Source organism: Herbaspirillum camelliae (assembly GCF_001929405.1).
Classification (GTDB): Bacteria; Pseudomonadota; Gammaproteobacteria; order Burkholderiales; family Burkholderiaceae_D; genus Herbaspirillum; species Herbaspirillum seropedicae.
Window position 1 is genome coordinate 3334891 of sequence record NZ_KV880769.1, and the last position, 25727, is coordinate 3360617.

General features: G+C 62.5%; 29 protein-coding genes. 13 read left to right on the forward strand and 16 right to left on the reverse strand.

Annotated elements, in window-relative coordinates:
- Positions 1-22 precede the first annotated feature (22 nt).
- Positions 23-697, reverse strand: a complete 675-nt coding sequence (locus BGK68_RS14795; protein ID WP_324617641.1) for a GAF domain-containing protein — start codon at positions 695-697, stop codon at positions 23-25.
- A gap of 541 nt (positions 698-1238) precedes the next feature.
- Here BGK68_RS14795 and BGK68_RS14800 point away from each other — a divergent pair.
- From BGK68_RS14800 to BGK68_RS14830, 7 genes are all read left to right on the forward strand, one after another.
- Positions 1239-1412: a DUF1289 domain-containing protein gene (locus BGK68_RS14800; RefSeq protein WP_075257736.1), complete on the forward strand. Its 174-nt coding sequence runs from the start codon at positions 1239-1241 to the stop codon at positions 1410-1412.
- Positions 1413-1534: 122 nt separating this feature from the next.
- On the forward strand, positions 1535-2926 hold the full coding sequence (locus tag BGK68_RS14805) for an MFS transporter (protein WP_407645694.1): 1392 nt from the start codon (positions 1535-1537) through the stop codon (positions 2924-2926).
- A gap of 59 nt (positions 2927-2985) precedes the next feature.
- Positions 2986-3684 (forward strand): DUF4197 domain-containing protein, encoded by a 699-nt coding sequence (locus tag BGK68_RS14810; RefSeq protein ID WP_075257737.1) that lies wholly within the window; start codon positions 2986-2988, stop codon positions 3682-3684.
- Positions 3685-4266: 582 nt separating this feature from the next.
- Positions 4267-4980: an ABC transporter permease gene (locus BGK68_RS14815; protein WP_075257738.1), complete on the forward strand. Its 714-nt coding sequence runs from the start codon at positions 4267-4269 to the stop codon at positions 4978-4980.
- A gap of 77 nt (positions 4981-5057) precedes the next feature.
- The gene (locus tag BGK68_RS14820) at positions 5058-5978 is read left to right on the forward strand and encodes a glycine betaine ABC transporter substrate-binding protein (protein WP_075257739.1); all 921 of its coding nucleotides are present in this window, start codon (positions 5058-5060) and stop codon (positions 5976-5978) included.
- A gap of 10 nt (positions 5979-5988) precedes the next feature.
- Positions 5989-6639: an ABC transporter permease gene (locus tag BGK68_RS14825; RefSeq protein ID WP_075257740.1), complete on the forward strand. Its 651-nt coding sequence runs from the start codon at positions 5989-5991 to the stop codon at positions 6637-6639.
- Complete coding sequence (locus BGK68_RS14830; protein ID WP_075257741.1) at positions 6636-7769, forward strand: ABC transporter ATP-binding protein; 1134 nt, start codon at positions 6636-6638, stop codon at positions 7767-7769. The genes BGK68_RS14825 and BGK68_RS14830 overlap by 4 nt, the downstream gene beginning before the upstream one ends.
- A gap of 63 nt (positions 7770-7832) precedes the next feature.
- Here the strand turns inward: BGK68_RS14830 and BGK68_RS14835 are convergent, their stop codons facing one another.
- On the reverse strand, positions 7833-8726 hold the full coding sequence (locus BGK68_RS14835) for a LysR family transcriptional regulator (RefSeq protein WP_075257742.1): 894 nt from the start codon (positions 8724-8726) through the stop codon (positions 7833-7835).
- Positions 8727-8865: 139 nt separating this feature from the next.
- Here BGK68_RS14835 and speB point away from each other — a divergent pair, with 139 nt between their 5' ends.
- Positions 8866-9819, forward strand: a complete 954-nt coding sequence (speB, locus tag BGK68_RS14840) for an agmatinase (RefSeq protein ID WP_075257743.1) — start codon at positions 8866-8868, stop codon at positions 9817-9819.
- A 71-nt stretch (positions 9820-9890) separates the two neighbouring features.
- Here speB and BGK68_RS14845 read toward each other — a convergent pair whose 3' ends face one another.
- The 5 genes from BGK68_RS14845 to BGK68_RS14865 form a co-directional block, all read right to left on the reverse strand.
- Positions 9891-10376: a GNAT family N-acetyltransferase gene (locus tag BGK68_RS14845; protein ID WP_075257744.1), complete on the reverse strand. Its 486-nt coding sequence runs from the start codon at positions 10374-10376 to the stop codon at positions 9891-9893.
- A 30-nt stretch (positions 10377-10406) separates the two neighbouring features.
- Entirely contained in the window at positions 10407-11960 is a 1554-nt protein-coding gene (locus BGK68_RS14850) for a DEAD/DEAH box helicase (protein WP_075257745.1), read from the reverse strand.
- Between the two features lie 167 nt (positions 11961-12127).
- Positions 12128-12883, reverse strand: a complete 756-nt coding sequence (locus BGK68_RS14855) for an alpha/beta fold hydrolase (RefSeq protein WP_075257746.1) — start codon at positions 12881-12883, stop codon at positions 12128-12130.
- An 8-nt stretch (positions 12884-12891) separates the two neighbouring features.
- Positions 12892-13431 carry a VOC family protein gene (locus BGK68_RS14860; RefSeq protein ID WP_083657819.1) on the reverse strand — a complete coding sequence of 180 codons (540 nt, stop codon included), beginning with the start codon at positions 13429-13431 and terminating at the stop codon, positions 12892-12894.
- Between the two features lie 99 nt (positions 13432-13530).
- Positions 13531-14328, reverse strand: a complete 798-nt coding sequence (locus tag BGK68_RS14865) for an inositol monophosphatase family protein (protein ID WP_034334500.1) — start codon at positions 14326-14328, stop codon at positions 13531-13533.
- A gap of 310 nt (positions 14329-14638) precedes the next feature.
- Between BGK68_RS14865 and BGK68_RS14875 the strand changes: the two genes are divergently transcribed.
- Together BGK68_RS14875 and BGK68_RS14880 are read left to right on the forward strand one after the other, a co-directional pair.
- A complete protein-coding gene (locus BGK68_RS14875; RefSeq protein WP_075257747.1) occupies positions 14639-15466 on the forward strand; it encodes an RNA methyltransferase in 828 nt (275 codons plus the stop codon).
- Between the two features lies 1 nt (position 15467).
- Entirely contained in the window at positions 15468-16190 is a 723-nt protein-coding gene (locus BGK68_RS14880) for a pseudouridine synthase (protein WP_075257748.1), read from the forward strand.
- Between the two features lie 8 nt (positions 16191-16198).
- Here BGK68_RS14880 and BGK68_RS14885 read toward each other — a convergent pair whose 3' ends face one another.
- The 4 genes from BGK68_RS14885 to BGK68_RS14900 form a co-directional block, all read right to left on the reverse strand.
- Complete coding sequence (locus BGK68_RS14885; RefSeq protein WP_233149315.1) at positions 16199-16507, reverse strand: type II toxin-antitoxin system RelE/ParE family toxin; 309 nt, start codon at positions 16505-16507, stop codon at positions 16199-16201.
- Between the two features lie 9 nt (positions 16508-16516).
- The gene (locus BGK68_RS14890; protein WP_075257750.1) at positions 16517-16717 is read right to left on the reverse strand and encodes a hypothetical protein; all 201 of its coding nucleotides are present in this window, start codon (positions 16715-16717) and stop codon (positions 16517-16519) included.
- Positions 16718-16821: 104 nt separating this feature from the next.
- A complete protein-coding gene (hslO, locus tag BGK68_RS14895) occupies positions 16822-17751 on the reverse strand; it encodes an Hsp33 family molecular chaperone HslO (RefSeq protein ID WP_075257751.1) in 930 nt (309 codons plus the stop codon).
- 20 nt (positions 17752-17771) lie between these two features.
- The gene (locus BGK68_RS14900) at positions 17772-18296 is read right to left on the reverse strand and encodes a gamma carbonic anhydrase family protein (RefSeq protein WP_075257752.1); all 525 of its coding nucleotides are present in this window, start codon (positions 18294-18296) and stop codon (positions 17772-17774) included.
- A gap of 136 nt (positions 18297-18432) precedes the next feature.
- Between BGK68_RS14900 and BGK68_RS14905 the strand changes: the two genes are divergently transcribed.
- Entirely contained in the window at positions 18433-19278 is an 846-nt protein-coding gene (locus tag BGK68_RS14905) for a ferritin-like domain-containing protein (RefSeq protein WP_075257753.1), read from the forward strand.
- Between the two features lie 118 nt (positions 19279-19396).
- Entirely contained in the window at positions 19397-19744 is a 348-nt protein-coding gene (locus BGK68_RS14910) for a hypothetical protein (RefSeq protein WP_083657820.1), read from the forward strand.
- A 100-nt stretch (positions 19745-19844) separates the two neighbouring features.
- Here the strand turns inward: BGK68_RS14910 and BGK68_RS14915 are convergent, their stop codons facing one another.
- From BGK68_RS14915 to BGK68_RS14935, 5 genes are all read right to left on the reverse strand, one after another.
- Entirely contained in the window at positions 19845-20774 is a 930-nt protein-coding gene (locus BGK68_RS14915; RefSeq protein WP_075257754.1) for an alpha/beta fold hydrolase, read from the reverse strand.
- Positions 20775-20869: 95 nt separating this feature from the next.
- Complete coding sequence (locus BGK68_RS14920) at positions 20870-21376, reverse strand: RDD family protein (RefSeq protein ID WP_075257755.1); 507 nt, start codon at positions 21374-21376, stop codon at positions 20870-20872.
- 241 nt (positions 21377-21617) lie between these two features.
- A complete protein-coding gene (locus BGK68_RS14925) occupies positions 21618-22472 on the reverse strand; it encodes a DUF3106 domain-containing protein (RefSeq protein WP_075257756.1) in 855 nt (284 codons plus the stop codon).
- A 4-nt stretch (positions 22473-22476) separates the two neighbouring features.
- Positions 22477-22887 (reverse strand): DUF3619 family protein, encoded by a 411-nt coding sequence (locus BGK68_RS14930; RefSeq protein WP_075257757.1) that lies wholly within the window; start codon positions 22885-22887, stop codon positions 22477-22479.
- Positions 22884-23462 (reverse strand): RNA polymerase sigma factor, encoded by a 579-nt coding sequence (locus BGK68_RS14935; RefSeq protein ID WP_013233746.1) that lies wholly within the window; start codon positions 23460-23462, stop codon positions 22884-22886. Before BGK68_RS14935 ends, BGK68_RS14930 begins: the two co-directional genes overlap by 4 nt.
- 546 nt (positions 23463-24008) lie before the next feature.
- Here BGK68_RS14935 and BGK68_RS14940 point away from each other — a divergent pair.
- Positions 24009-25727, forward strand: a complete 1719-nt coding sequence (locus tag BGK68_RS14940; protein ID WP_075257758.1) for an acetolactate synthase 3 catalytic subunit — start codon at positions 24009-24011, stop codon at positions 25725-25727.

A 25727-nucleotide genomic window follows, 5' to 3' on the forward strand; every position in this document is an offset into this window, starting at 1 on the left:
CCACGGGGCGTGGACAGGTGGGCTAGTGCTGCTGCAGTTCCATGATCTGCAGCGCCATCATGTCCGTGGCCAGGGCAGCCAGCTCTTGCAAGGCGCGTCTTTCCTGGGAGCGCAGCAGGCGGGCTTCGGTATCAATGATGCACAGCGAGCCGAAGGCCTTGCCCTGGTACATCAGCGGCACCGCCGCATAGAAGCGGATGAAGGGCGCCGAGGTGACCATGGGATTATTGGCAAAGCGCGGATCCTTGCTGGCGTCGGCCACGGTGAATACATCCTCATCCATGTCGGCGTAGTTGCAGAACGCCCACGAGCGCGGCGTAGCGGCGATGTTCAATCCATGGGCGGCATGGAAGATCTGCAGCTCGGCAGTCTGGAAGGCGACCAGGGCAATGGGCACTTCCAGCAATTCGCTGGCGAGCCAGGTCAGCCGATGAAAGCGTGCTTCGGCCTGCGTGCCCGTCCTGGATTGCGCCATCAGGGGCGCCTGCCGGGCTTCGTCGGCGCTGGCGGCCTCGGGCGTCTGCGCCACGGGAGCCGCCTGGACAGCAGCAGGTCCGGATTGTTTTACTCCGCTGTGGCCAAGCAAGGTCATGACCGAGCTCAGCCGCGTCCGCCGGTGACCGCCGGGTGTCTTCCATGAGGCCAACATGCCCGTTTCCATCCACATCTGGGCGGTCGTGATCGACACGCCCAGCATTCTGGCGGCCTCCCGGGAAGTCATTGCGGGGTCGCTGGGCGGTGCGTCGCTTTCGTGAGATCTGGCGGCGCGTCCCATTTGATTGATCCTATAAAAGTATGGCTGTAGGTGTGGTCGGTCTTGTATTTCTCATATTTAACATCTTAGGACGTAGTCAAGGGCAAATAAAGCAAATTGCTTGATATATTTCATTTTTCGATCATGTTGATATGCGAAAAATATGAAATAGCGCTAGAGCTGTGAGTGTCGAAACGCTGAGTCTCCTGCGTCCGATGCGGTCAAATTATTTCTAATCGGAAATTGTTTGCCATATCTTGCCGCCCGTTCATGCTAAGGTGGCATTGTAGTCTTCATTCCCGGGTGCTGTCCTACATGTGCTCTTTTCTATTTTGGCATTAATTTGCATTATTTTGTGCCAAATAGTGGGAATTGAATATCGCAAGGTGAGATATTTGCTGCCGGGAGGCAGGATGTGAAGTTGCTTGCGCACACAGGCAAGGCGTTTTCTCTGCCAACCAATGCAAATCAATAAGGAAGTGACGTGCCGAAAGAGGTCAAGAGTCCCTGCGTTTCCGAGTGCAAGCTCAAGCACGAGGTCTGCACCGGTTGCGGGCGCACCCGGGATGAAATCAAGGAATGGAAGGGCATGAAGCGGCGCGACCAGTGGGAAACGGTGCGGCTGGCTGCCAAGCGGCTCAAGGCGCTGAAGAAGTGAGGGCGGGCAGGGTTGTCCGGGGCTTGCCCGCAAGAAAAGTCCAACTGGTATACACTGTGAGGCCCCAGGAGGTCGCAGAACCTCCTTCTTCATTTTCTTCATTTCCTTCATTGCGCCATCTGTTGCCTACCGTGCGACCTTCGCTGCTCATTCCGCTCATCGTCGGCTGTGCGCTGTTCATGGAAAACATGGACGCCACCGTGCTGGCCACTTCGCTGCCCGCGCTGGCACGCGATCTCCATCAAGATCCGATCACCCTCAAGCTGGCCATGACCGCCTATGTGGCGGCGCTGGGCGTGTTCATCCCGATCTCGGGCTGGATGGCCGACAAGCTCGGCGCGCGCAAGGTCTTCAGTGCGGCCATGATCGTCTTCATGACTGGCTCCATCCTCTGCGCAGTCTCGGGTTCGCTGGTGACCTTCGTGGCCGCGCGCTTCCTGCAGGGCATAGGCGGGGCGATGATGGTGCCGGTGGGGCGCGTCATCATTGCCCGCTCGGTGGACAAGTCCGAACTGGTGAAGGCGGTCAGCTACCTCACCTTGCCGGCCTTGCTGGGGCCGGTGGTGGGGCCGCTGCTGGGCGGTTTCATCACTACCTATTTTCACTGGCGCTGGGTGTTCCTGATCAATATCCCGTTCTGCTTCCTGGGCCTGTACCTGGCGCGCCGCTTCATCCAGAACTTCAAGGAAGACAATCCCGCTCCGCTGGACGTGAAGGGTTTTGTGCTCACCTCGGTGGGCGCGGCCATGATCATGCTGGGCCTGTCGCTCTTTGGCAGCCATCTGGTCGATGGCGCCACGCCGGTGGCCATGTGCTCCATCGGCGCCATTGCGCTGGTGATGTACTACCGGCACTCCACCCAGATCGAGTTCCCGCTGCTGGACTTTCGCCTCTTGCGCATCCCCACGCTGCACGCCAGCGTGGTGGGCGGTTCGCTCTTTCGCATTGGCCTCGGCGCGGTGCCGTTCCTGCTGCCGCTGGCCCTGCAGGAAGGCCTGGGGATGACTGCGTTCCAGGCCGGCAGCATCACCTGCGCCTCGGCCTTCGGTTCGCTCTTCATCCGTCTGTTGGCTGGGCGGGTGTTGCGCCGCTATGGCTTTCGCACGGTGCTGATGGTCAACGCGGTCTTTGCCGGTATCGCGCTGGCGGCCTATGGGATCTTCAGCATCCATACGCCTTATCTGCTGATCGTATCCATTGTGCTCATGGGCGGGGTCTTCCCGGCGCTGCAGTTCACCTGCCTCAATTCGATCGCCTATGCCGACATCGACAATCGCGACGCCGGCCGTGTCACCAGCCTGGCCAGCGTCATCCAGCAGCTGTCGCTGGGCCTGGGCGTAACCGTGGCTGGTATCGTGCTGCAACTGTCGAATCACCTGCAGGGCCACGCCACCATCGTCGAGGCCGACTTCTGGCCGGCCTTCCTCGTCATCGGACTGTTCTCGGTGGCGTCGGTGCCCATCAGCGGCAAGCTGCCGCATAACGCCGGGCTGGAGCTCTCGCGCGGCAAATGAGGCGGCGGGGCAGGGCCGGGCTGTTATCATCCCGGCATCCTGCAACGATGGAGTTCGCTATGTCCTTCCCTGTTTCTTCCCTGCGCCGCATGGTGGCGGCCAGCTTCTTGCTGGCCTCCTGCGGCGCTTTCGCCTTTTCGCTGTCCGACCTCAGCAACCAGGACGCTACCGCCGGCCTGAAGGCCGCGCTGGAGAAGGGCGCCAGCAGTGCCGTGGCCAACCTGGGCCGGCAGAACGGCTTCCTCAACAACGACAAGGTCAAGATCCACCTGCCCGGCGCGCTGGAGCAGGCCATGCCCATCCTGCGCATGACCGGCATGGGCGGCCAGGTCGATGGCCTGGTGGCCGACATGAACCACGCCGCCGAGGCCGCCGTGCCGCTGGCCAAGCCGCTGCTGGTCAACGCCGTCAAATCGATGTCGGTGACCGATGCCAAGAACATCCTGGCAGGGGGCGACACCTCGGTGACCGATTTCTTCCGCCAGAAGACCTCGGCGGAGCTGGCCGTGAAGTTCCTGCCCATCGTCAGGCAGATCACCGACAAGAACGGCCTGTCGGCCCGCTATAACGCCGTGATGGGGCAGGCCAGCAAGACCGGCCTGGTCAGCAGCGAGCAGAGCACGGTGGAAGGCTATGTGACCCAGCGCGCCCTGGATGGCCTCTTCCTCATGATCGGCGAAGAGGAAAAGGCGATCCGCAAGGACCCGGTGGGCAGCGGCAGCGCCATCATCGGCAAGGTCTTTGGTGCCATGCGCTGACAGCTGCTCCGTTCTGGCGCACTCCGCCTTCTGAAAAAATCGTCGGTCCTGGCATGGGCCGGCGATTTTTTTTGCGCCTGTTGCTCGACGGTAAATCTCGGCCGGAGCCGCATGGGGTAAGGGATAGCGCCGCGCTGGCGGTTTTCACAATGACCGCTTTTAGATACACTTTGAGCACCGTTGGGAACTTTTAAAAGTGCTTCAGATCTGTAAGTTATCGATTTAGATTGCTACATTGCTGGACAGTATTAAGCGATTGCATTAAACTATCGTTTGTCTTCGCGACATTACTTGTTCAACAACGACTCTCAGCAGTGTCCGATCCGCGCTTGTGCGGGTTGTCCAAATTTCCGGCTGGCAGCGTGAACGCCCTCCCGTTCTCCACGGTGACCCGTTCCCATCCCTGTCCGGTATGCACTATGCCGAAGCTGGCTTCATCGCTTCGGTTTCATCGCTGCCTTTGCAGCTTTCGGTTCGCATCCAAACGATACGCCCAGGTGGGCAGCGAACCCCGTAAAACTTGATCCTAGAAACCCGTCGTCGCGGCGTCATGTCGTGCCGGCTATACCAACAGGGGGTAACATGACACGTGTTCGTCACGTCTTCGCCGGCGCGTTCGGTTTTGCGCTGGTCCTTGCAGGCCTGATCTGGTGGATCGGTCCGGATGTCATCCAGAAGTATCGCGGTGACCTGGTCTACTACACCGGCAAGCATCTGGAACTGGTCTTCACTTCCATGCTGCTGGCGCTGGCCACCGGTGTTCCGGCCGGTATTGCGCTGTCCCGTCCGGGCGCGCAGCGCAGTGCAGAGAAATTCATCCAGATCTTCAACATCGGCAACACCATCCCCTCCATCGCCGTGCTGGCGCTGGCGCTGGCCTTCTTCGGCATCGGCAATGGTCCCACCATCCTGGCGCTGTGGCTGGCCTCGCTGCTGCCCATCGTGCGCAATACCTACGAGGGCTTGAAGAACGTGCCGGCAGCGATGAAAGAGGCGGCCCGCGGCATCGGCATGAAGCCGCACCAGGTCCTGCTGCGGGTGGAATTGCCCAATGCGCTGCCCATCATCGTCGGCGGCGTACGTACGGCGCTGGCAATCAATGTGGGTACGGCGCCGCTGTCGATGCTCATCGGCGGCGAGAGCCTGGGGGGATTGATCTTCCCCGGCATCTACCTGAACAACCACGGCCAGCTGCTGCTGGGCGCGGCGGCCACGGCGCTGCTGGCGCTGGTGCTGGACGCACTGGTGACGGCGCTGTCGGGTTTCTACCTGGTCCGTCGCGGGCTGCGTACCTGATTCCCGCGCATTCCATTTCCATCACAAGAACGACCGCACGCCGACTTCATCCACGGCATAGCGGTAGAGAGGAAAGTATGACAAAGAAGACCATCGCAACCTATGCCCTGTGCGCCCTGGCGCTGGGCCTGGCCCTGTTCGGCGCGGCCCCGGCTCGCGCTCAGGCGCAGCACCTGGTCATCGGCGGCAAGAACTTCACCGAGCAATTGCTGCTCTCGGACATGACCGCCCAGTACCTGCGCGCCAAGGGCTATGACACCGAATTGAAGAACGGCCTGGGCACCACCCTGATGCGCTCGGCGCTCGAAAGCGGCCAGCTCGACATCGTTTGGGACTACACCGGTACCGCCCTGATCGTCTACAACCACATCGAGGACAAGCTCGACCCCGACCAGATCTACCAGAAGGTCAAGGAACTGGACGCACCGCGCGGCCTGACCTGGCTGAACCAGTCCGAGCTGAACAATACCTACGCCTTCGCCATGCCACGCGCACTGGCCGACAAGTACAACATCCACTCGCTGCAAGACCTGGCCAACCGCATCAACGAAGATGACAAGCAAGGCGGCCAGCCTCATCTCATGGGCGTGGACTACGAGTTCGCCTCGCGTCCTGACGGCCTGGGGCCGATGCAGCAGCTGTATGGCTTCAAGCTCGATCGCAGCGAGGTCAAGCAGATGGATCCTGGCCTGGTCTACACGGCGCTGAAGAATGAACAATTGTTCGTCGGCCTGACCTACGCTTCGGATGGCCGCATCAAGGGCTTCGACCTGCAACTGCTGGACGACGACAAGGGCTACTTCGCCGCCTACAAGGCCACCCCGGTGGTGCACCAAGAGATCCTGGACAAGCATCCCAAGCTGGCCGAACAACTCAACGAACTGGCCGCCAAGATCGACACGGCGACCATGACGGAGTTGAACAAGCGCGTCGACATCGACCAGGAGCCGGTCGCCAAGGTGGCCGCCGACTTCCTCAAGCAAGCCGGCCTGATCTGAGGAGGGGACCATGAACATCTTCCAATACCTGCAATCGGACTGGCCCAACATCCTTGAACTGACGCTGCAGCACCTGAAACTGGTGGGCATTGCGGTGAGCCTGGCCATCGCCATCGGCGTGCCGCTGGGCATCTTGGTCGTGCGCGTGCGCTGGCTGGCCGGCCCGCTCATGGGCCTGGCCACCATCGTGCTGACGCTGCCCTCGATTGCCCTGTTCGGCCTGATGATTCCGCTATTCTCGAAGTTCGGCGCCGGCATCGGCCCCTTGCCGGCCATTACCGCCGTGTTCCTGTATTCGCTGTTGCCGATCATGCGCAACACCTATCTGGCGCTGGAGAACATCGAAGCCGGCATCAAGGAAGCCGGCATCGGCATCGGCATGACCTTCTGGCAGCGCCTGCGCATGGTGGACCTGCCGCTGGCCGTGCCGGTGATCCTGGGCGGCGTGCGTACGGCCGTGGTGATGAACATCGGCGTCATGGCCATTGCGGCCATCATCGGCGCTGGCGGCCTGGGCGTGCTGATCCTGCATGCCATCAGCCAGAGCAATATGCAAAAACTCGTGGTGGGCGCGGTGATGATCAGCGTGCTGGCCATCATCGCGGACACCCTGCTGCAACGTCTGCAGAAAATCCTGACACCGAAAGGAGTACAAAAATGATCGAACTGGACCAACTGAGCAAGACCTACACCCAAAAGGACGGCACTCAGGTCAAGGCGGTGGATGCCGTGAGCCTGAAGGTGGCCGAAGGCGAGATCTGCGTCTTCCTCGGCCCCTCCGGATGCGGCAAGACCACCACCCTGAAGATGATCAATCGCCTCATCAACCCGACTTCCGGCCGCGTGCTGTTGGATGGCCAGGACACCTCGGGCATCGATGAAGTGGAACTGCGCCGCCATATCGGCTATGTGATCCAGCAGATCGGTCTGTTCCCCAACATGACCATCGAAGAAAACATCACCATCGTCCCGCGCCTGTTGGGCTGGGACAAGAAGCGCTGCCAGGAGCGCGCCACCGAGCTCATGGCCATGGTGGCGCTGGACCCGAAGAAGTTCTTGAAGCGCTATCCGCGAGAACTGTCCGGCGGCCAGCAGCAGCGTATCGGCGTCATCCGCGCGCTCGCTGCAGACGCGCCGGTACTGCTGATGGACGAACCCTTCGGCGCGGTCGATCCGATCAATCGCGAATCGATCCAGAACGAGTTCTTCCAGATGCAGCGCCAGCTGAACAAGACCGTCATCATGGTCAGCCACGACATCGACGAAGCCATCAAGCTGGGCGACAAGGTGGCCGTCTTCCGCGCCGGCAAGCTGGTGCAGTTCGATAATCCGGATACCTTGCTGGCCCGTCCCAAGGATGATTTCGTCAGCGCCTTCGTGGGCCAGGATCACACCTTGAAGCGTCTGCTGCTGGTGCGCGCTGGCGAGGCCGCGACCACGCCGGCTACTGCGCAGCCGGATGTCTCCTGCGACCAGGCCCTGGCGCTGATGGATGACCAGGATTCGCGCTATCTGACCATCATCGATGCCGACAACCGTGCGCTGGGTTATCTCACCCGCCGTGATGTGCGCGGCAGCACCGGCGTGGCCGAGGACAAGGTGCGTCCCTTCACCATGAATGCCGATCCGGATGAGAACCTGCGCGTGGTGCTCTCCAAGATGTACAAGCACAGCACCAGCTGGATGCCGGTCATCGCCAACGACGGCAGTTACGTGGGTGAAGTCACGCAGGATTCCATTGCCAGCTATCTCAGCTCGGGCAAGTCGCGCGGGATGGCGATGGCGGCTTGATCATTCACCATCGGCAAGCCGATGTGAAGCCACAGCAGGGCAATGCGTATGCATTGCCCTTTTTTATTGCGCAAGCTTGAGATCGTCCAGGAAGGCCGCCACGATGGGCTCCCTGGCGCGGCTACGATGGGTCACCACGCTGATGCCCACGTCATAGGAAAGCTTGGCCCGGTTCAGCGCCCGCATCTGGCCGCGCGCCTCGTACTGGCGGCCCATCTCCTCGGGCAGATAGCCCAGGTGCTGGCCGGAGAGGATGAGGATGGACATGGCTTCCATGTTGCCGGTCACGGCCATGATGTTGCGCTGCTGCAGCGGCAGGTGTTCGGGCGGCACCGGATAGTCGCGCCAGGCCCAGGCGTGGTCTGCGGCCTGCTCCGGCTCGATCGCGCCGGGCTGGTCGAAGAGCGGATGGGGTGGGGCGCAATAGGCCACCTGGCGCTCCAGCATCAGCGGGGTGTAGTGCAAGGCCGTCACGCGCCGCCAGAAATAACCGATGGCGACCTGGACGGCGCCATTGAGGAGCATTTCTTCCAGCTCACCGGGCGTACGCACCAGCAGTTCCAGTCGCACGGCCTCGTCGCGCTGACGGAAGCGGCGGATCACCTCGGCCAGACGGTGGTTGTGCTGCGTCGGTGTATGGCCCATCAGGCCGATGCAGAGCGTGCCGACCAGGCGCTTGTCGAGGTTGCGCGCCTGCATGCCGAATTCGTCGAGTGCATCCATCATGCGCCGCGCCGCGTCGGCGAACTTCTCTCCCTTGGCGGTCAGCCTGAAGCCGGCCCGACCGCGCTCGCAGAGGCGATACCCCAGACGGGTCTCCAGCGAATTCAACTGTGCGCTGATGGTGGACTGGCCCACGTTGAGCCGGGCCTGGGCAGCCGAGACCCCGTGCGAATCGACCACGGCCAGGAAGACGCGGATCAGGCGCAGGTCCAGATCGAAGATGTTGGTGAGCATGACGGCAGAGGGGAGGAACGTTTCCGCTGATTTTACATTGATAAAAATCGATGTAAGCGATGCAATATCACTATATTTCACCGCTGAAAGCCTCGCTAGAATCGATCCCATCTCAGCCGAACTGCAAGGATGAATATCGATGGAACATGCACTCTACCAACCTCTCGGGGGCAATGTGATGCCCCGTTTCGGCGGTATCGCCACCATGATGCGATTGCCGCATGTGGAAGACCCGGCCGGGCTGGATGTGGGCTTTGTCGGCGTGCCGCTGGACATCGGTACCTCCAACCGTTCCGGTACGCGCTTCGGGCCGCGCCAGATCCGCACCGAATCCGTGCTGCTGCGCCCCTACAACATGGCCACCCGCGCCGCGCCTTTCGATTCGCTGAAGGTGGCTGACCTGGGCGACGTGGCCTTGAATCCGTACAGCCTGCTGGATTCGGTGCGCATGATCGAAGAGGCCTATGACCGTATCTATGCCACCGGCTGCAAGACCATCAGCCTGGGCGGCGACCACACGCTGACCTTACCCATCCTGCGGGCCATGGCGCGTCATCGCGGGCCGGTCGGGTTGATCCATGTGGATGCCCACGCCGACGTCAACGACACCATGAATGGCGAGAAGATCGCCCACGGTACACCCTTCCGTCGCGCCTTCGAGGAAGGCTTGCTGGACCCCAAGCGGGTGGTGCAGATCGGCCTGCGCGGTACCGGCTATCACGCCGATGACTTCGACTGGTGCCGCGCCCAGGGCTTTCGCGTGGTGCAGGCCGAAGAATGCTGGCATCGTTCGCTGGCGCCGTTGATGGAGGAGGTGCGCGCGCAGATGGGCGATGGCCCGGTCTACCTGACCTTTGATATCGACGGCTTGGACCCCGCCTTTGCGCCCGGCACCGGCACCCCGGAAATCGGTGGGCTGACGGTGCAGCAGGGGCTGGAGATCATCCGTGGCTGCAAGGGACTCGATATCGTTTCGGCCGATGTGGTCGAGGTTTCGCCACCCTATGACCAGGCCGGGACCACCGCACTGGTGGCGGCCAATCTGGCCTATGAAATGTTGTGCATCCTGCCGGGCGTGACATACCGGACCTGAAGGAGCAGGCTGCAAAACGAAAAACGCCCGCATCAACCGATGCGGGCGTTTTTTTCAGGCAGGCAGTCTTTTCAGACCAATGGCTTGTGCATAAACATGGCCTTGCCGGTCTCGGCCTTCAACTCATAGCCTTCGAAGCCGCAGGCGCGATACAGCGAGCGCGCTACGGCATTGCCTTCCAATACCTCCAGCGTGAGCTTGCAGCAGCCCAGCTTGCGCGCCTCTTCCTCGACCGCAGCCAGGAGCTGCTTGGCGAGGCCCTGGCCGCGATAGGCTGGCATCACGGCCAGGTCATGCACGTTCAGCAGGGGCTTGCAGGCGAAGGTGGAAAAACCTTCGATGCAGGTGGCCAGGCCGGCCGGTGTCTCGCCATCGAAGGCCAGGAAGACATGGGCGGTGGGACGTTTCTTCAGTTCGGCTGCCAGGTTCTCGCGCACGTAGTCGGAGAGCTGCTTGCCGCCGCCCATGGCGTCGGAAGCGTAGGCGTTCAGCGTCTCGAACAATGCTGCCGCGTGGGCGGCGTTGCCGAGATCGGCCTTGATGACGGAAACACCCATGTTGCCCCTTTGCTGATGAAGATGAACGCCTTACTTGCCCGCTGCGCGGTGGCCGCCATGGGTCAGCGCCGACGGGCGCGGACCGCCCTGGCGGGGCTGACCGGGGTTGCGCGGCTGGCTGTTGGCATGGGCCGGCTTGGGGGCGCGGTTGGCGTTGTTGCCACCGTTGCCGCCATTGTTGCCGTTGCCGCCTGCGTTGCCACTGCGTGCGCCCTGGCCATGACCCTGACCGCGTCCGGCATTGCCATTGGCCGCTGGGCGCGGCTTGGCAGGCTGGCTGCCATTGCCACCGTTGGCAGGCTTGGCCGGCTTTGCAGCCGCGGCATTGCCGTTGCCATTGGCAGCAGGTTTGCGCGGGGCGCTGCGCTGGCCACCGCGTCCGCCACCGTTCTGGTGACGGCCCTGGCCGCTGCGCAGCTGGATCGGTTGCGGCTTGGCGGTCGGGTCGGGTTCGAAGCCGGCGATCACTTCCACCGGGATCTCGCGCTTGATGAAGCGCTCGATGTCGTGCAGCAGGTCGCGTTCATCCACGCAGACCAGCGACACAGCTTCACCGGTGGCGCCGGCGCGGCCAGTGCGGCCGATGCGGTGGACGTAGTCTTCCGGCACATTGGGCAGGTCATAGTTGACCACGTGCGGCAGTTGGTCGATGTCGATGCCGCGGGCGGCGATGTCGGTGGCGATCAGGGCGGTCAGCTTGCCGTCCTTGAATTCAGCCAGAGCCTTGGTGCGGGCCGACTGGCTCTTGTTGCCGTGGATGGCCATGGCGGTGATGCCGTCGCGGGCCAGTTGTTCGACCAGCTTGTTGGCGCCGTGCTTGGTGCGGGTGAAGACCAGCACCTGCTTCCACTGGTGGGTCTTGATCAGGTGCGCCAGCATGGGGTGCTTCTTGTCGCGGTCGACCGGGTGGATCTTCTGGGCGATCACTTCCACGGTGGAGTTGCGGCGCGCCACTTCGATCAGGGCCGGGTTGTTCAGGAGGCTGTCGGCCAGCTTCTTGATCTCGTCAGCGAAGGTGGCCGAGAACAGCAGGTTCTGGCGCTTGGGCGGCAGGGCAGCAAGCACCTTGCGGATGTCGCGGATGAAGCCCATGTCCAGCATGCGGTCGGCTTCGTCCAGCACCAGGATCTGGATGTGCTGCAGGTTCACGGTGCCTTGCTGCATGTGGTCCAGCAGGCGGCCGGGGGTGGCCACCAGGATGTCCACGCCGCGCTTCAACAGCGTGATCTGCGGATTGATGCCAACGCCGCCGAAGATGCAGGCGGAGGTCAGCGGCAGGTACTTGCCGTACTGGCGCACGCTTTCTTCGACCTGGGCCGCCAGCTCGCGGGTGGGGGCCAGGATCAGCGCACGGATGGGCAGGTGGCCGTTGATCTTCTGGCGCGGCATGGCCGAGAGGCGCTGCAGCAGCGGCAGGGTGAAGCCTGCGGTCTTGCCGGTGCCGGTCTGGGCGCCGGCCAGCAGGTCACCGCCGGAGAGCACTGCGGGGACGGCCTGGGCCTGGATCGGAGTAGGGGAGGTATAGCCTTGTTCGGAAACGGCACGAACGATTTCGTCGGACAAGCCGAGCGCGGAAAATGACATGAGACTCTGAAATTGGGTTTGGCCTGTGGTCCCGTACGGGCGCCAGTCGCAGGCAAACGGGTTGGAACTTGAGGAGGGCGCGGACTTGACTGGCTATACGCCGCGCTGGCCGCAGTATAACAGCGCCGCCTGGTACAGACGTGATTTATTTTCCGTTTTTGCCAAGCTCATCCGGGCTGGCGGCCCAGGAAGTCCAGCACCGGCGGCAACACCAGTGCACTCTGCATGAGGCCGCCAAAGTGCGTCACACCGGGCAGGCTGACGAATTTGGCGCGCGCCAGCCGGGCGGCGGTACGCTCCACCGCAGCGTGGCGGGCGTCGGCGTCGCCGCAGAAGAACAGGCAGGGCATCTCCATCCGGGTCAGCAGCTCTTCCTGCGAAGGGCGCGCCTGCTGGGCAGCGGCGGCCAGGGCCACCAGGTCGTTGCCACGGATGAGCATCTTCACCTGGGGCGAGATGGCTTCATCCAGCAAGTCCTCGAAGGCGGCGATGAAGGCTTCCGGATCAGTGCCGTCGATGCCATGGAACACTTCCCAACTGCGGTCTTCATAGGGATGCGCCGCCCCCAGGATGAGGCTGCGCAGGCGTTCTGGCGCCTGCCGCACCAGGCCGTAGCCGACCCAGCCACCCAGCGAGTAGCCGAAGAAGTGGGCGCGCTCGACCTGCGCGGCATCCAGCACGGCCAGGGCGTCGCGGCAGCGCTGGCGCTGGCTGTAGGCTGCGCTGTCGTGCGGCTTGTCACTCTGGCCATGGCCCAGGGCATCGAAGCTGATGACCCGGTAGTGCTGCCGCAGCACGTCGGTGAAGCCGAAGAAGCGCCAGGCTTCCAGGCTGCTGGTGAAACCATGGTGCAGCAGTAGCGGCGGGCCCTCGCCCTCGACCTGGTAGTGGATCTTGCGCTGGTCGCTGATGGCAAAGGGCATGGCTATCCTCAGGGGGTGTCGGACTGCTTCTTGCAGCGGCGCGCCAGCAGCTCGCGGGAGCGGGCGCAGATTTCCTCGGTGCTGAGGTCTTCGATGTGGGTGGCGATGGACCAGACGTGGCCGAAAGGGTCGCGCAGGGTGCCTGAGCGGTCGCCATAGAACTGGTGTTGCACCGGCCGCAACTGGACTGCGCCGGCGGCCAGCGCCTGGTTGAAGACGGCATCGACGTCGGCCACGTAGATCAACAGGCTCACGCCTGCTCCGCCCAGCGTCTGGGGGCTGAAAAAGCCGAGTTCGGGATGTTCGCCAGCCAGCATGATGCGGGCGTCGCCGATCTGGAGTTCGGCATGCCAGATCTTTCCGTGGGGACCATCCAGCCGCATGATCTCGACCGCACCGAAGGCGCGCTGGTAGAAAGCGATAGCCTCGGCCGAGGCATGGACGATCAGGTAGGGGGTGACGCTATGGTAGCCGGCAGGCAGTGCGCAGGCGGTCGCCGAGGCACTAGGCTGGGGCTGCGGCGTAGCCGCGTTGGGCGGGATGGGCATGTCGTCTCCTCGGTCATCGCCGGTAGCGGCACTATAGCAGCAATGCCAGTGCCACCGCAGGGAGGATGACCGGGAGCGTTGCCCGTCAGCAGCGCAGGATCAGGCGAATTCGGAGAGCAGGTTGACCTGTTGCGCGAAGATCTTGGGGCTGCCGGCAATGACGTCGCCCTTGTAGAGGTAGTCGGAGTCGCCCTTGAAGGTGCCCACGATACCGCCCGCTTCGGTCACCAGCAGCGAGCCGGCGGCGATGTCCCAGGGCTTCAAGCCCTTTTCGAAGAAGCCGTCCAGGCGGCCAGCGGCCACATAGGCCAGGTCCAGGGCGGCGGCGCCCGGGCGGCGCAGGCCGGCGCTGTGCTCGGTCATGACCTTGAACATCTTGACGTATTCGTTCAGGCCGTCCAGGTCACGGAAGGGGAAGCCGGTGCCGATCAAGGCGTCGGCGATCTTGTCGCGCTTGCCCACGCGGATGCGCTTTTCGTTCAGGTAGGCGCCTGCGCCCTTGGAGGCGGTGAAGAGGTCGTTGCGGGTGGGGTCGTAGACCACGGCCTGCGTGATGATGCCGCGCTGTTGCAGGGCGATCGAGACGCAATATTGCGGGAAGCCATGGATGAAGTTGGTGGTGCCGTCCAGCGGATCGATGATCCAGACGTTCTCGTTTTCATCGTGCAGGTTGTCGGAGGCACCCGATTCCTCGGCCAGGATGGCGTGGTCGGGGTAGGCGTTCTTGAGCACGTCGATGATGGCATCCTCGGCCGCCTTGTCCACCTCGGTGACGAAATCGTTGTGCGACTTCTTCGACACTTTCAGCAGCGACACGTCGAAGGACGCGCGGTTGATGATGGTAGCGGCGCGGCGGGCTGCCTTGATCGCCGTATTGAGCATGGGTGGGATGATCATTCCGATGGTTCCGTTAAAATTGCGGCCATCGATGACGATGGCTGCGTTGCTCATCGTCGCCATGCCCGACGGGCCGGCCTTCCGCGTGAAGCTTGCGGAACAGGCTGGCCAGGCGGACCCGGCAGTCAAACCAGTGCGACGATGAAATTAATGAGCGTTGCGCCGCCCGCGGCTGTTATGCTTGCGGGTTTGCCAGGCAGTCCAGGGGGCTGCAGTGTTCATCAACGTGGTGGACCTGGGTTGACGTTGCTGCAGCAATATTGACGTTTTGCCAATATCCGATCCTGGGGCGCGAATCCCGCTATTTTAAATGAACAAGCAAGTGTCAGGACAATCTCTTTTCAGCCGTTTGCGTTTCGTGCTGGTCAATACCAGCAGTCCCGGCAACATCGGCTCGGCCGCACGGGCCATCAAGACCATGGGCTTTTCGGAGCTGGTGCTGGTCAATCCGCGCTTTCCGGACGCGGTGAAGGAAGATGAAGCCATTGCCTTCGCCAGCGGTGCGCTGGATGTGTTGCAAAATGCACGCATCGTCGGCAGCGTGGAAGAAGCGTTGCAGGGATGCAACTTCGCCGCCGCCGTCAGCGCCCGCCTGCGTGAATTCTCGCCGCCGGTGGTCTCGCCGCGCGAGCTGGCGGGGCAGCTGTCGCACGATACCGGGCTGAACGCCGCGCTGCTGTTCGGCAATGAGCGCTTCGGCCTGCCCAATGAGGTGGTGCAGAAGTGCAATGCCTTGCTCAACATCCCGGCCAATCCCGACTATTCCTCGCTGAACCTGTCGCAGGCGGTGCAGGTGCTGGCCTATGAATGCCGCATGACCGAGCTGGAAGTGCAGGGCGGACCCATGCAGACCAGCGGAGATGCGCGCGCGCCAGGCGAGGTGGGTTTCCATGGGCAGAGCGCCAGCGTGGCTGAGATCGAAGGCATGTTTGCGCACCTGGAGCAGGCGCTGGTGGCCATCGACTTCCTCAATCCCGGCAATCCCAAGAAACTGATGCCGCGTCTGAAGCGCATGTTTTCACGCGCCCAGCTGGAGACCGAAGAGGTCAACATCCTGCGCGGCATCGCCCGCCAGATTCTGGAACCGAAGCAGGCCAAGGCCGGCAGGCGAGAACAAAACGAACAAGGAGAAGGCTGACATGGCCAAGCTGACCCTGGACCGCATCCTGCAATCGCAGGGTTTCGGTTCGCGCAAATATTGCCGCGAGTTGATCGAGGATGGCGAAGTCGTCATCAACGGTGAAGTGGTGGACGACTACCGCGCCACGCCCGACACGAAGGGCCTGGTGCTGACCATCTTCGAGGAAGAGTGGGAATACCGCGAGCACGTCTACATCGCCATCAACAAGCCGCAAAACATCGAATGCTCGCGCAAGCCCAGCCATCATCCGGGCGTGCTTACGCTGCTGCCCGAACAGTTCACCTGGCGCGACGTGCAGCCGGTGGGGCGGCTGGATCATGACACGACCGGCTTGCTGCTCATGTCCGACGATGGCGCCTTCATCCATGCGCAATCCTCGCCCAAACGCCACGTGCCCAAGGTGTATGCGGCCACCACCGCCGAGCCGGTGACCGAGGCCCTGATCGCGCAACTGAAGGCGGGCGTGCAGTTGCATGACGAACCGGCGCCGCTGGCCGCGACCCGTTGCCGCCAACTGGGCGAGAACCTGCTGGAAATCGTGCTGGAGCAGGGCAAGTATCACCAGGTCAAGCGCATGCTGGCGGCGGCCGGCAATCATTGCAGCGCCTTGCGGCGCACTGCCATCGGTGGCTTGCAACTGGCGACGCTGGAACTGGAAGAGGGGGAGTGGACTTATCTGGATGCAGAGCAGATGGCCTTGCTGGTGCCGGACGCGGAGTAAGCCCAGGCTCAGTGTTTGAGAGCCTTCGCCGACAGGGCGCGGCGTTCGTGCAGCACGCGTAGCAGGCTCAGCGTTTCCGCCTGCGTGCGATAGAAGAGAAGGTAGGGGAAGTGATCCAGCTGCCACATCCGCAGCGAGCGATCTGGCAGCAAGTGGGCATAGCGCCGTGAGCCCATGGCGGGTTGCAGGGCGAGCCCTTGCAAGGTGATGGTAAGTTCCTCGGCGAAGCGCTCCGCCAGGGCAGGCGAAAATTCGACGTAGTAATCGGTGATATCAAGGATGTCGCGCTGCGCGACCGGGGATAGCTCGATCCGCATGCGCAACGGTCATGCTCTGTTGCGGATGCGCTCGCGCAGCTGACTGGCGAGGTCGTCAATGGCGATGTCGATCGACGGCCCCGCTTGCAAGCCCTCCTCGATCAACGCCTGAAGGCCTTGCTCTTCTTCAGTCTGCGGGCCGATGGCAGACGGGCTGGCGCCGCGGGCCAGAGGGTATTTGTCGGCGAGGGGGAGGGTGCAGGAAGTCATTCGGCGATTATAGACCTGGGTTTTGCCCTATTTCCTCCGGGTGTTGCTGGAACGTTTTAATTTCCGTTTTTCCCGAAATCCTTCCGTGCTCCCCTTGTCCTGTCTCAGTGTCGCGCGTCACCAGCCTTATTCGCGCCACCCACATCGGCCACGAACAACTGCGCGCAGTCCACCGCATCGAACTCATAGCGCTGCCCGCAGAAATCGCAGTCGATGGCCAGCTTTTCCATCTGCGACAGGGCTTCGGCCACTTCTTCCTGGCCCAGCATCTTCAACATGTTGCCGACCTTCTCGCGCGAGCAGGAGCAGTGGAATTGCGGATGCACCGGGTCGAAGACGCGGATGGTCTGTTCCCAGAACAGGCGATGCATCAGCGTGGAGATATCAGTGGAAAGCAGTTCTTCGCGCTTCAGGGTATCGCCCAGCATGACCATGTGATTCCAGTCTTCCAGCTCGCCTTCTGGCTTGGCGGTCGGGGCGGCCGTGCCGCCAATGGAGGGCAGCTTCTGCAGCAGCAGGCCGCGCGAGACGTTTTCGTTTGCCGCCAGCCATAGCTTGGTATCGAGCTGCTCGGAACGCAGCATGTAGTTCTCGATCACGGTGGCCACGCTCTCGCCATCCAGCGGGACCACGCCCTGGTAGGCCTGCTGGCCGGGCAGCTTGTCCTTGGGGTCGAGGGTGATGACGAAGCGGCCATGGCCAGCGGCATTGACCAGGTCGGTCAGCGTCGCATCGTCAGCGATCTCGGCGCCGTCGGCCAGCTTGGCGGTGGCGCGCAGTTGCAGCTCGGAGTCGCATTCGACCACCAGCAGCTTGACCGGACCGTCGCCATGGATCTGCATGACGATCATGCCGTTGAACTTCAGGTTGGCCGACAGCAGGGCCGAGGCGGCCAGCATCTCGCCCAGCAGCGTGCGTACCGCGACCGGATAGTCACGGCGCGCTTGCACCTGACGCCAGGTGTCGGAAATCTCGACCAGCTCGCCCCGTACGGGCGCGTTGTCGACCAGGAATTTTTGCAGCGTGTCTTTCATTGTTTCCTTTGCTTGGCGGCTCAGGCGATGCGCTTGAGCTTGGCCTTGAACTGTTGCGCGCGCTGGACATAGCTGTCGGTGCCGGCCCGCATGCGCGCGATATCTTCTTCACTCAACTGGCGAACTGCCTTGGCGGGGGCGCCGATGATCAGGGAGTTGTCGGGAAACTCCTTGCCCTCGGTCACCAGCGCGCCGGCGCCGACCAGGCAGTTCTTGCCGATCTTGGCGCCATTGAGTACGACCGCCTGGATGCCGATCAGGGCGCCCTCGCCGATGGTGCAGCCATGCAGCATGGCCTGGTGTCCCACGGTGACGTTCCTGCCGATCACCATCGGATAGCCCACGTCGGTATGCAGCACAGCGCCTTCCTGCACATTGCTGTTTTCACCAATGGTGATGAGTTCATTGTCGCCACGGATGGCCACGTTGAACCAGACGCTGGAATGCGCTTCCATCTTCACCTTGCCCACCACCGTGGACGACTCGGCCACGAAGGCGGTGTCGTGGATCTCGGGGATGTCTTGCTCCAATTGGTAGATCGCCATAATAAAATTGTCTCCTCGTTGCCTGCTGGTCGGTAGCTGATGCCTTGCCGCCTTGTCTTTGCGGAGCTTTGTCATCATATGGAGACAAAGCCGGCGTCCTCAACCGCGTATTTTACCTTCCCTGAAAGTCAGTTCCTTGGATCACGTCTCGTCCCCAGATGAAGTCTTTTCATTCACCGGCCTGCGTAGCGGTGCATTGTCTTGCCTGAAAGAAACGCGCCCCGCCGCCAAGTGCAGCGCCGTGCGCACCCTGCGCGCCGCCTGGCAGCAGGGGCGTTTGCCGCTGGAAACGGAGGATCTGGCGGCCACCGAACCGGGCAGCGGCATTCCCGGTCGGCCAGAGCGGCCGGAACTGGTGTCTCCGTTGCAGGTGAAGCATCGTTCCATGGGCACGCCCGAGGGCAGGGCCGCGCTGATCCATGCGCTGGCGCATATCGAATTCAATGCCATCAACCTGGCGCTGGATGCGGTCTGGCGCTTTGCCGGCATGCCGCGCGATTTCTATGCCGACTGGTTGCAGGTGGCCGACGAGGAAGCCTATCACTTCAGCTTGCTGGCCGATCACCTGACCACGCTGGGCCATGCCTACGGCGATTTCACCGCCCACAACGCGCTCTGGGACATGGCCGAATCGACCAAGGGTGACGTGCTGGCGCGCATCGCCTTGGTGCCGCGTACGCTGGAGGCGCGCGGCCTGGATGCGGCCCCGCCGGTGCGCGCCAAGCTGGAGCAGGCGGGTGACCTGGCCGCGGCCGAGATCCTGGACATCATCATGCGCGACGAGGTCGGCCACGTGCTGATCGGCAATCGCTGGTTCAATTGGCTGTGCGAGCAACGTCAGCTGGATCCGGTGGCGACCTTCGCCCAGTTGTGCCAGCGCCACAAGGCTCCGCCTTTGCGCGGTCCCTTTAATCTGGACGCTCGCCGGGCTGCCGGTTTTTCCGACGAGGAAATGCTGATGTTCACCGACATTTCCCGCTAGTGGCCAGCTTTGCAACTTGTGTAACCAATTTTGTTGCTGGCGAGGCGAGGCCGACTGCTGTGCTATCTTCACCACGAATTCCGATGCCCGGAATCGCTTTTATGGAAAGGATGACAACATGAACAAGATGTCCAAACTGTTGGCTGGCGTAGTGATGAGCGTGGCCGCCATTTCCTTGCTGGCGGCTTGCCAGAAGAAGGAAGAACCGGGTCCGGCTGAAGTGCTGGGCAAGAAGATCGACGGCGCCGTCCAGGATGCGGGCAAGAAGCTCGACGAGGTGACTGGACAGGCCAAGGACCAGAGCGAGCAATCCGGCTCCAAGCTGGACAATGCGCTGGACAAGGCCAAGGCTGACGCCAAGGAAGCCTACGAAAAGACCAAGGAAGGCGCCAAGGACCTGGCCCAGAAGACTGGCGAGAAGATGGAAGAGGCTGGCCAGAAGATCCAGGACGCCTCCAAGAAGTAATTCCGGCGCAGCCCCGTGTTGCACCGGCTACCTGCCGCAATGCCGTCCCGCGCCCGCCGGACGGCATTGTGCATTCTGGCCCCTGGGCCTCCTGGTGTCCTTATTCCCGGGCGTTGTGGATCAGGTCGATCACCAGCTTCTGGATCGCCGGTTCCAGCGCCAGCGCCACGTGGCCGATGCCAATGACCGGGATGTTCCAGGCGCCAGCAAGATGGGATGAACTTTGCGGCGAGACGATGTTGTCGTGATGCGAATAGATCGAGACGATGTGCGACAAGGCGTCCGCCTCTTCGGTGGCGGCCAGCTTCTGCAGCCATTCGCTGCTGCGGCCTTCCTCGTAGCGGCCCAGCCAGTTCATTTCTCCGCAATTGATGCCGATGCCGAAGTTGGCGATGGCCGTGCCGTGGTGAGGCGAGCCCAGTGTGATCACGCGGGCCACCCGATCGCATCCATGGTCGCGCAGGTAGGCCCGGGCGGCCAGTCCGCCCATGCTGTGGGCGACGATGACGAGCTTCTTCTGCCCGGTCTCGGCCAGCACGCGCTGCACGGCGGCGTGGACCAGCGGTGCGTATTCATCGATGCTGCCGAAGACCGGCTCCATATCGAGCGCGTAGTGGGTGATATGGGCTTCCCGCAGTTCCAGGCTCATCCAGCGCCAGTAGCCGCTGTTGCAGCCGTAGCCATGGATCAGCAGGACCGGCAGCGAGGTGGTGTCGGGGTAGGTGAACTGGTCGAAGCGCAGGAAGGGCATGGCCCAGGATGAGCACAGCATGGTGGCGCGGAATTCGCGCACGAACAGGGTGGCAATCTGCAGCCAACTGATCTCCACGGGATTGGAGGTGCGACCGCGATAGGGCCAGGTCAGGAAGAAGCTGTTGGCGGTGATCTGCGCGCGCAGCAGCAGTACGAAGAGGATGCCGCCCAGCGCCGCGGGCAGCATGGGCCAGTCGAAATGCCGCAGCAGGAAGTAGAACAGGATCGCAATGCCGAACTGGATCAGGAGCAGGGTTCTGGAGATGCGTGAAATCATGCGGGATGAGGGCCGGGCGATCAGTGGGTCGGACATGCCGCAGCATGCGTTCGCCCGAGAGCATAGCAGAGCCCCGCGCCGGGCTCATGTCCGCTTCATGACTTTGCCGTGGCGGGCATGGCGGTGACATCGACCAGGCGGGTGCCGGCCAGGCGGTCATGGAGGAATTGACCGTCCTTGTCCAGCCTTGCGGTCAATGCCCAGAGCACGATATTGCCGGCCGGGATCAGCACCAGCGTCCATTGCTGGCCATGCACGGCCGCCGCCAGCGCCAGGCCCGGCAAGACCCACAGCCAGGCCAGCAGGAAGCGCCAGGCGGCACGCCACAGGCCCAGTGCCGCACCTTGCTGGTCCACCACGCGGAAACGCCAGGTCTTCATGGCCAGGGTCTGGCCGCCATGGGTCCAGAACCAGATGAAATACAAGGCCAGTACCAGGAAGAGCCACATTTCCAGCCCATGGCGCAGATACAGGGCATGGCGTTGCTGCAGCAGCGTCGAGAACAGCCAGCCCGAGATAAACAGGACGCCAAACAGCAGCATCGATTCGTAGAGCATGCTGCTGAGGCGGCGGCGCAGCGAGGGCGTGGTCAGGTCCGGCATGGTGGCGTCAAAGGGAGCAGAGAGTAGAGGTAGTCGCGGTGGCCCGCTCAGGCGGCGCCACGTCCGCCTGAGCGGGCCCGCAGATGGTAAAGCAATCAGCGGGGATTGCCTATGGCGTCAGTTGAGCCAGCGCAATACGGTGGGCAATGGCGGATGGAGAAGGCAGGAAATCTGCAGGGGCTGGTGCGCAAGAGCGGACTGCGCTGGCGATTGGCTTGCGCGTCGGAGGAGAGTGCGGGGCTTACTGGCTCTCGGCCACCGTTGCCGCCGCAGGTGCTGCTGCGGGTACGGCCAAGGCTGCAGTCGTGGCCAGCGGCGCCATGGCCGGTTGGGGTGCAGCTTGCGAGCCCGGCACCAGTGACGGCGCTACGGGTGCAATGGCTGGCGTCGGCGCCGGCACGACCGGCAGCGGCCGGTCCAGTGCTTCAGCGGGCAACTGGATGGTGGGCGCGGCCGCAGAAGGCGAGGTGGGCAGCTTGGCCACGCGCTTGGGCAGCTTGGCTTCGGAGAGTTTCTTCTTCTGCTCTTCGGACAGTTGCTGGTACTTGGCCCATTGCTCGTGCTTTTCTTCCGCGTCCAGCTTCTTGGCGCGGGCGTAGTTGGTGCGGGCGGCGCTACGCTCGGCCGGGGTCAGCTTGACCCAGTCGCGCATGCGCTCATGCAGGCGCTGCTGTTCTTCCGGCTTCATGCGGGCGTAGCGCTTGCCGATCTCCAGCCACTTTTCTTTCTGCAGCTCGCTCATGCGCGGCCATTCCGTGGTCAGCGGTTCCAGCGCCTGGCGCTGGGCGGCGGACAGGTTGGTCCAGGCCAACTGGTTGTCGGATTTGCGCGCAGCGCTCTTGACGCCGGGCTTGGCGGGCGGATGCGCGGTTGCCGCAGCGGGAGGCGTGACGGTAGCGGCGGGGGGGGCTGACGTGGCCGGGGCCGGGGCAGCAGCCGGGGCGGCGGCCGCAGCCGTCGGGGCAGCCGGTTCCGCCGGAGCGTTCTGCGCCACCGTCCACGCGCAGCTCAAGCCACCGGCCAGCACTGCGAGCGCCAGCGCGATGCGCGAGAGGCGGGCAGGGGCTTTCACGGAAGTGCCGGTGGTCTTGCGCATCGTCTTATTGTTCCTTTTCAGCCAGATAGGCATTGAAGCCGTGGTCCAGGTAGGCCGACAGCGGCAGTTCGTCAGAGAGCACGGCCGCGTCGATGTCGGCCAGGTAGGAGACGCGCTTGGCGTTCTCGTGCTGGTAGAGACCGGCGAAGAGGATGATGCCCGCCAGCAGCGGCGCGGCCACACCCAGGCGACCCAGCCAGGAGGACTTCGGCGAGAGCATGCCGCCGGCGCTGCCCAAGGCGCCGGCCAGCACCGGTTGTTCCACGCGTACGGTCATGGGCGTCTGCTTCTTGCGCGCCAGCGCCACCCGGCGGGCGGCGGCCAGGCTTTGCAGGGTGTCGTCGGACAAGTTATCGAGGTTGGCGTCCAGCGCCAACTTCACCTTGTAGGCGAATTGCATTTCCTTGTTGTTCATAATGAGATTCCTTTGGCTCTTAGAGCTTGAGCCAGCGCGTGAGTTGCGCGGGAGCAATGGGTTTTGACGCTGCCTTCGGAGCAACCCATGGCGGCGGCTGTTTCCGCCACGTCCATGTCCTGCCAATAACGCATCAAGAATGCTTCCCGTTGACGTGTGGGCAGTTTTTGTATCTCGGCATCGATGAGGTTCAGGGTCTGCTGGCGCTCGACCTTGTCGGCGCTGGATTCGGCGGCCTCCGAGCCGTCTTCCGATTCGAGGCTTTCGAGCAGGTCGAAGTCCTCGCCGCCCTCGCCATCGCCGCCGTTGCCGCCGAAGCTGGAGAACAGGCTCACCCAGGTGTTGCGCACCTTTTCACGGCGGAAGAAATCATGGATGGTGTTTTGCAGGATGCGCTGGAACAGCATCGGCAACTCATCCACCGGTTTGTCGCCGTATTTCTCGGCCAGCTTGATCATCGCATCCTGGACGATGTCCAACGCGGCCTCATCCTTGCGTACGGCATACACCGCCTGTTTGAAGGCGCGGCGTTCGACACTTTCAAGAAAATCGGAGAGTTCTTTGTCAGTTGCCATGCAATACGGTGTGCCGGATGGGTCGCTGGCCAAGAACGGGTAAAATCGCTCAGTCTGGCCGGTAGGGATGCGGAAAATGCAACAAAACGTCAAAAAGCAGACCGAATCCTAGCAAAAATGGCCCTCTTTGTCGTGCAGTTTATCCCTACGCCTTGGTCCAAATGCGAGTGAAGCATGGCGCCGGGCCTGATTTCGCTTGACCAAAATGATGCAACGCATTACTGTCCTGTTTCCCGCCTCCCACATCTGGGGCGTTTTTGTTCCTTGCCGGTGCTTCACATAAGGTCGTGCCGGTTCGAGGAAACGCTTTATAGGTTTAAAGCTTGTTTGTTCTAACCCGTGCCACAAGCGCGAGGAATCAGTAGCAGTCGATCTTGTACCAAGGCTGAACGAGTCGCGTTGAGCGGCGTTTCGAACTCCACTACGGTTGGGGCGCAGAAACGGCGTGACCGCACAATAAAGGGATGCTGCCGGCAAGACGATCGATACGGTTCCGTCAGGAGAGAACATCCGATCAATTTCCAATGGACCTTGAAAGGAAGCAGCATGAGTGCTGAGCAACTCACCGGCGCGGATATACTCGTCCGCTGCCTGGCTGAAGAGGGTGTTGAACACGTCTTCGGCTATCCTGGTGGCGCCGTCCTCTATATCTACGACGCAATCTTCAAGCAAGACAAATTCCAGCACATCCTGGTTCGTCACGAACAGGCCGCCGTGCATGCAGCTGACGCGTATTCGCGCAGCTCGCAGAAGGTCGGCGTGGCCATCGTCACCTCCGGCCCTGGCGTGACCAATGCCGTTACCGGCCTGGCAACGGCCTACATGGATTCGATCCCCATGGTGGTGATCTCCGGCCAGGTGCCGTCGACCGCCATCGGCCAGGACGCGTTCCAGGAGTGCGACACCGTCGGTATCACCCGCCCCTGCGTCAAGCACAACTTCCTCGTGAAGGATGTGAAGGACCTGGCGGAAACCGTCAAGAAAGCCTTCTTCATCGCCACCACCGGCCGTCCCGGCCCGGTCCTGGTCGATATCCCGAAGGACATCACCATGCATACCTGCGCCTACGAGTATCCGAAGGCGGTGGAAATGCGTTCCTACAAGCCGGTCGACAAGGGTCACTCGGGCCAGATCCGCAAGGCGCTGCAGCTGCTGCTGTCGGCCGAGCGTCCGATGATCTATACCGGGGGCGGCATCATCCTGGCCAACGCCGCGCCTGAGTTGAACAAGCTGGTCGATCGCCTGGGCTATCCCTGTACCAACACCCTGATGGGCCTGGGCGCCTATCGTTCGTCCAGCGACAAGTTCGTGGGCATGCCCGGCATGCACGGCACCTACGAAGCCAACATGGCCATGCAGCACTGCGATGTGTTGATCGCCATCGGCGCGCGCTTCGATGACCGCGTGATCGGCAATCCGAAGCACTTCGCCTCGCATGCCCGCAAGATCATCCATATCGATATCGACCCCTCGTCGATTTCCAAGCGCGTCAAGGTCGACATCCCCATCGTGGGCAACGTCAAGGACGTGCTGCAGGAGCTGCTCTCGCAGCTGGATGCGGCCGAGACCCGCCAGAACGGCGCGGCGCTGGATGCCTGGTGGAAGCAGATCAATGAATGGCGCAAGCGCGATTGTCTCAAGTTCGCCACCTCGGAAGAATTCATCAAGCCGCAATCCGTGGTGCAGAAGGTGTGGGAAGTGACCAAGGGTGATGCCTTCATCACCTCCGACGTCGGCCAGCATCAGATGTGGGCCGCGCAGTACTATGGTTTCGACAAGCCGCGCCGCTGGATCAATTCCGGCGGCCTGGGCACCATGGGCGTGGGCCTGCCGTACGCCATGGGCGTGCAGATGGCCAACCCTGATGCGACCGTGGCCTGCATCACCGGCGAAGCTTCGATCCAGATGTGCATCCAGGAACTGGCGACCTGCAAACAGTATCACCTGACCCCCAAGATCATCCTCCTGAACAACCGCTTCCTGGGCATGGTGCGTCAGTGGCAGCAGATCGACTACGGTTCGCGCTATTCCGAGTCGTACATGGATTCGCTGCCGGACTTCAACAAGCTGGCGGAGTCCTACGGCCACGTCGGCATGAAAATCGAGAAACCGGGCGATGTCGACGGCGCGCTGCGCGAAGCCTTCGCCATGAAAGACAGGCTGGTCTTCATGAACTTCATCACGGATCAAACCGAGAACGTCTGGCCCATGGTCAAGGCGGGCAAGGGTTTGACTGAAATGTTGCTGGGTTCGGAGGATCTCTAA

Coding starts and splice junctions, on each gene's coding strand:
- BGK68_RS14885 (WP_233149315.1), bottom strand. CDS start 16,507: ATGCGGATCGAGCTATCCCCGGTCGCGCAGCGCGACATCCTTGATATC.
- BGK68_RS14940 (WP_075257758.1), top strand. CDS start 24,009: ATGAGTGCTGAGCAACTCACCGGCGCGGATATACTCGTCCGCTGCCTG.
- BGK68_RS14865 (WP_034334500.1), bottom strand. CDS start 14,328: ATGATCATCCCACCCATGCTCAATACGGCGATCAAGGCAGCCCGCCGC.
- BGK68_RS14820 (WP_075257739.1), top strand. CDS start 5,058: ATGACAAAGAAGACCATCGCAACCTATGCCCTGTGCGCCCTGGCGCTG.
- BGK68_RS14920 (WP_075257755.1), bottom strand. CDS start 21,376: ATGCCGGACCTGACCACGCCCTCGCTGCGCCGCCGCCTCAGCAGCATG.
- BGK68_RS14935 (WP_013233746.1), bottom strand. CDS start 23,462: ATGGCAACTGACAAAGAACTCTCCGATTTTCTTGAAAGTGTCGAACGC.
- BGK68_RS14880 (WP_075257748.1), top strand. CDS start 15,468: ATGGCCAAGCTGACCCTGGACCGCATCCTGCAATCGCAGGGTTTCGGT.
- BGK68_RS14795 (WP_324617641.1), bottom strand. CDS start 697: ATGCTGGGCGTGTCGATCACGACCGCCCAGATGTGGATGGAAACGGGC.
- BGK68_RS14910 (WP_083657820.1), top strand. CDS start 19,397: ATGAACAAGATGTCCAAACTGTTGGCTGGCGTAGTGATGAGCGTGGCC.
- BGK68_RS14925 (WP_075257756.1), bottom strand. CDS start 22,472: ATGCGCAAGACCACCGGCACTTCCGTGAAAGCCCCTGCCCGCCTCTCG.
- BGK68_RS14915 (WP_075257754.1), bottom strand. CDS start 20,774: ATGATTTCACGCATCTCCAGAACCCTGCTCCTGATCCAGTTCGGCATT.
- BGK68_RS14890 (WP_075257750.1), bottom strand. CDS start 16,717: ATGACTTCCTGCACCCTCCCCCTCGCCGACAAATACCCTCTGGCCCGC.
- BGK68_RS14830 (WP_075257741.1), top strand. CDS start 6,636: ATGATCGAACTGGACCAACTGAGCAAGACCTACACCCAAAAGGACGGC.
- BGK68_RS14860 (WP_083657819.1), bottom strand. CDS start 13,431: ATGCCCATCCCGCCCAACGCGGCTACGCCGCAGCCCCAGCCTAGTGCC.
- BGK68_RS14810 (WP_075257737.1), top strand. CDS start 2,986: ATGTCCTTCCCTGTTTCTTCCCTGCGCCGCATGGTGGCGGCCAGCTTC.
- BGK68_RS14845 (WP_075257744.1), bottom strand. CDS start 10,376: ATGGGTGTTTCCGTCATCAAGGCCGATCTCGGCAACGCCGCCCACGCG.
- BGK68_RS14900 (WP_075257752.1), bottom strand. CDS start 18,296: ATGGCGATCTACCAATTGGAGCAAGACATCCCCGAGATCCACGACACC.
- BGK68_RS14930 (WP_075257757.1), bottom strand. CDS start 22,887: ATGAACAACAAGGAAATGCAATTCGCCTACAAGGTGAAGTTGGCGCTG.
- BGK68_RS14835 (WP_075257742.1), bottom strand. CDS start 8,726: ATGCTCACCAACATCTTCGATCTGGACCTGCGCCTGATCCGCGTCTTC.
- BGK68_RS14875 (WP_075257747.1), top strand. CDS start 14,639: ATGAACAAGCAAGTGTCAGGACAATCTCTTTTCAGCCGTTTGCGTTTC.
- BGK68_RS14815 (WP_075257738.1), top strand. CDS start 4,267: ATGACACGTGTTCGTCACGTCTTCGCCGGCGCGTTCGGTTTTGCGCTG.
- BGK68_RS14855 (WP_075257746.1), bottom strand. CDS start 12,883: ATGCCCTTTGCCATCAGCGACCAGCGCAAGATCCACTACCAGGTCGAG.
- BGK68_RS14825 (WP_075257740.1), top strand. CDS start 5,989: ATGAACATCTTCCAATACCTGCAATCGGACTGGCCCAACATCCTTGAA.
- speB (WP_075257743.1), top strand. CDS start 8,866: ATGGAACATGCACTCTACCAACCTCTCGGGGGCAATGTGATGCCCCGT.
- BGK68_RS14850 (WP_075257745.1), bottom strand. CDS start 11,960: ATGTCATTTTCCGCGCTCGGCTTGTCCGACGAAATCGTTCGTGCCGTT.
- hslO (WP_075257751.1), bottom strand. CDS start 17,751: ATGAAAGACACGCTGCAAAAATTCCTGGTCGACAACGCGCCCGTACGG.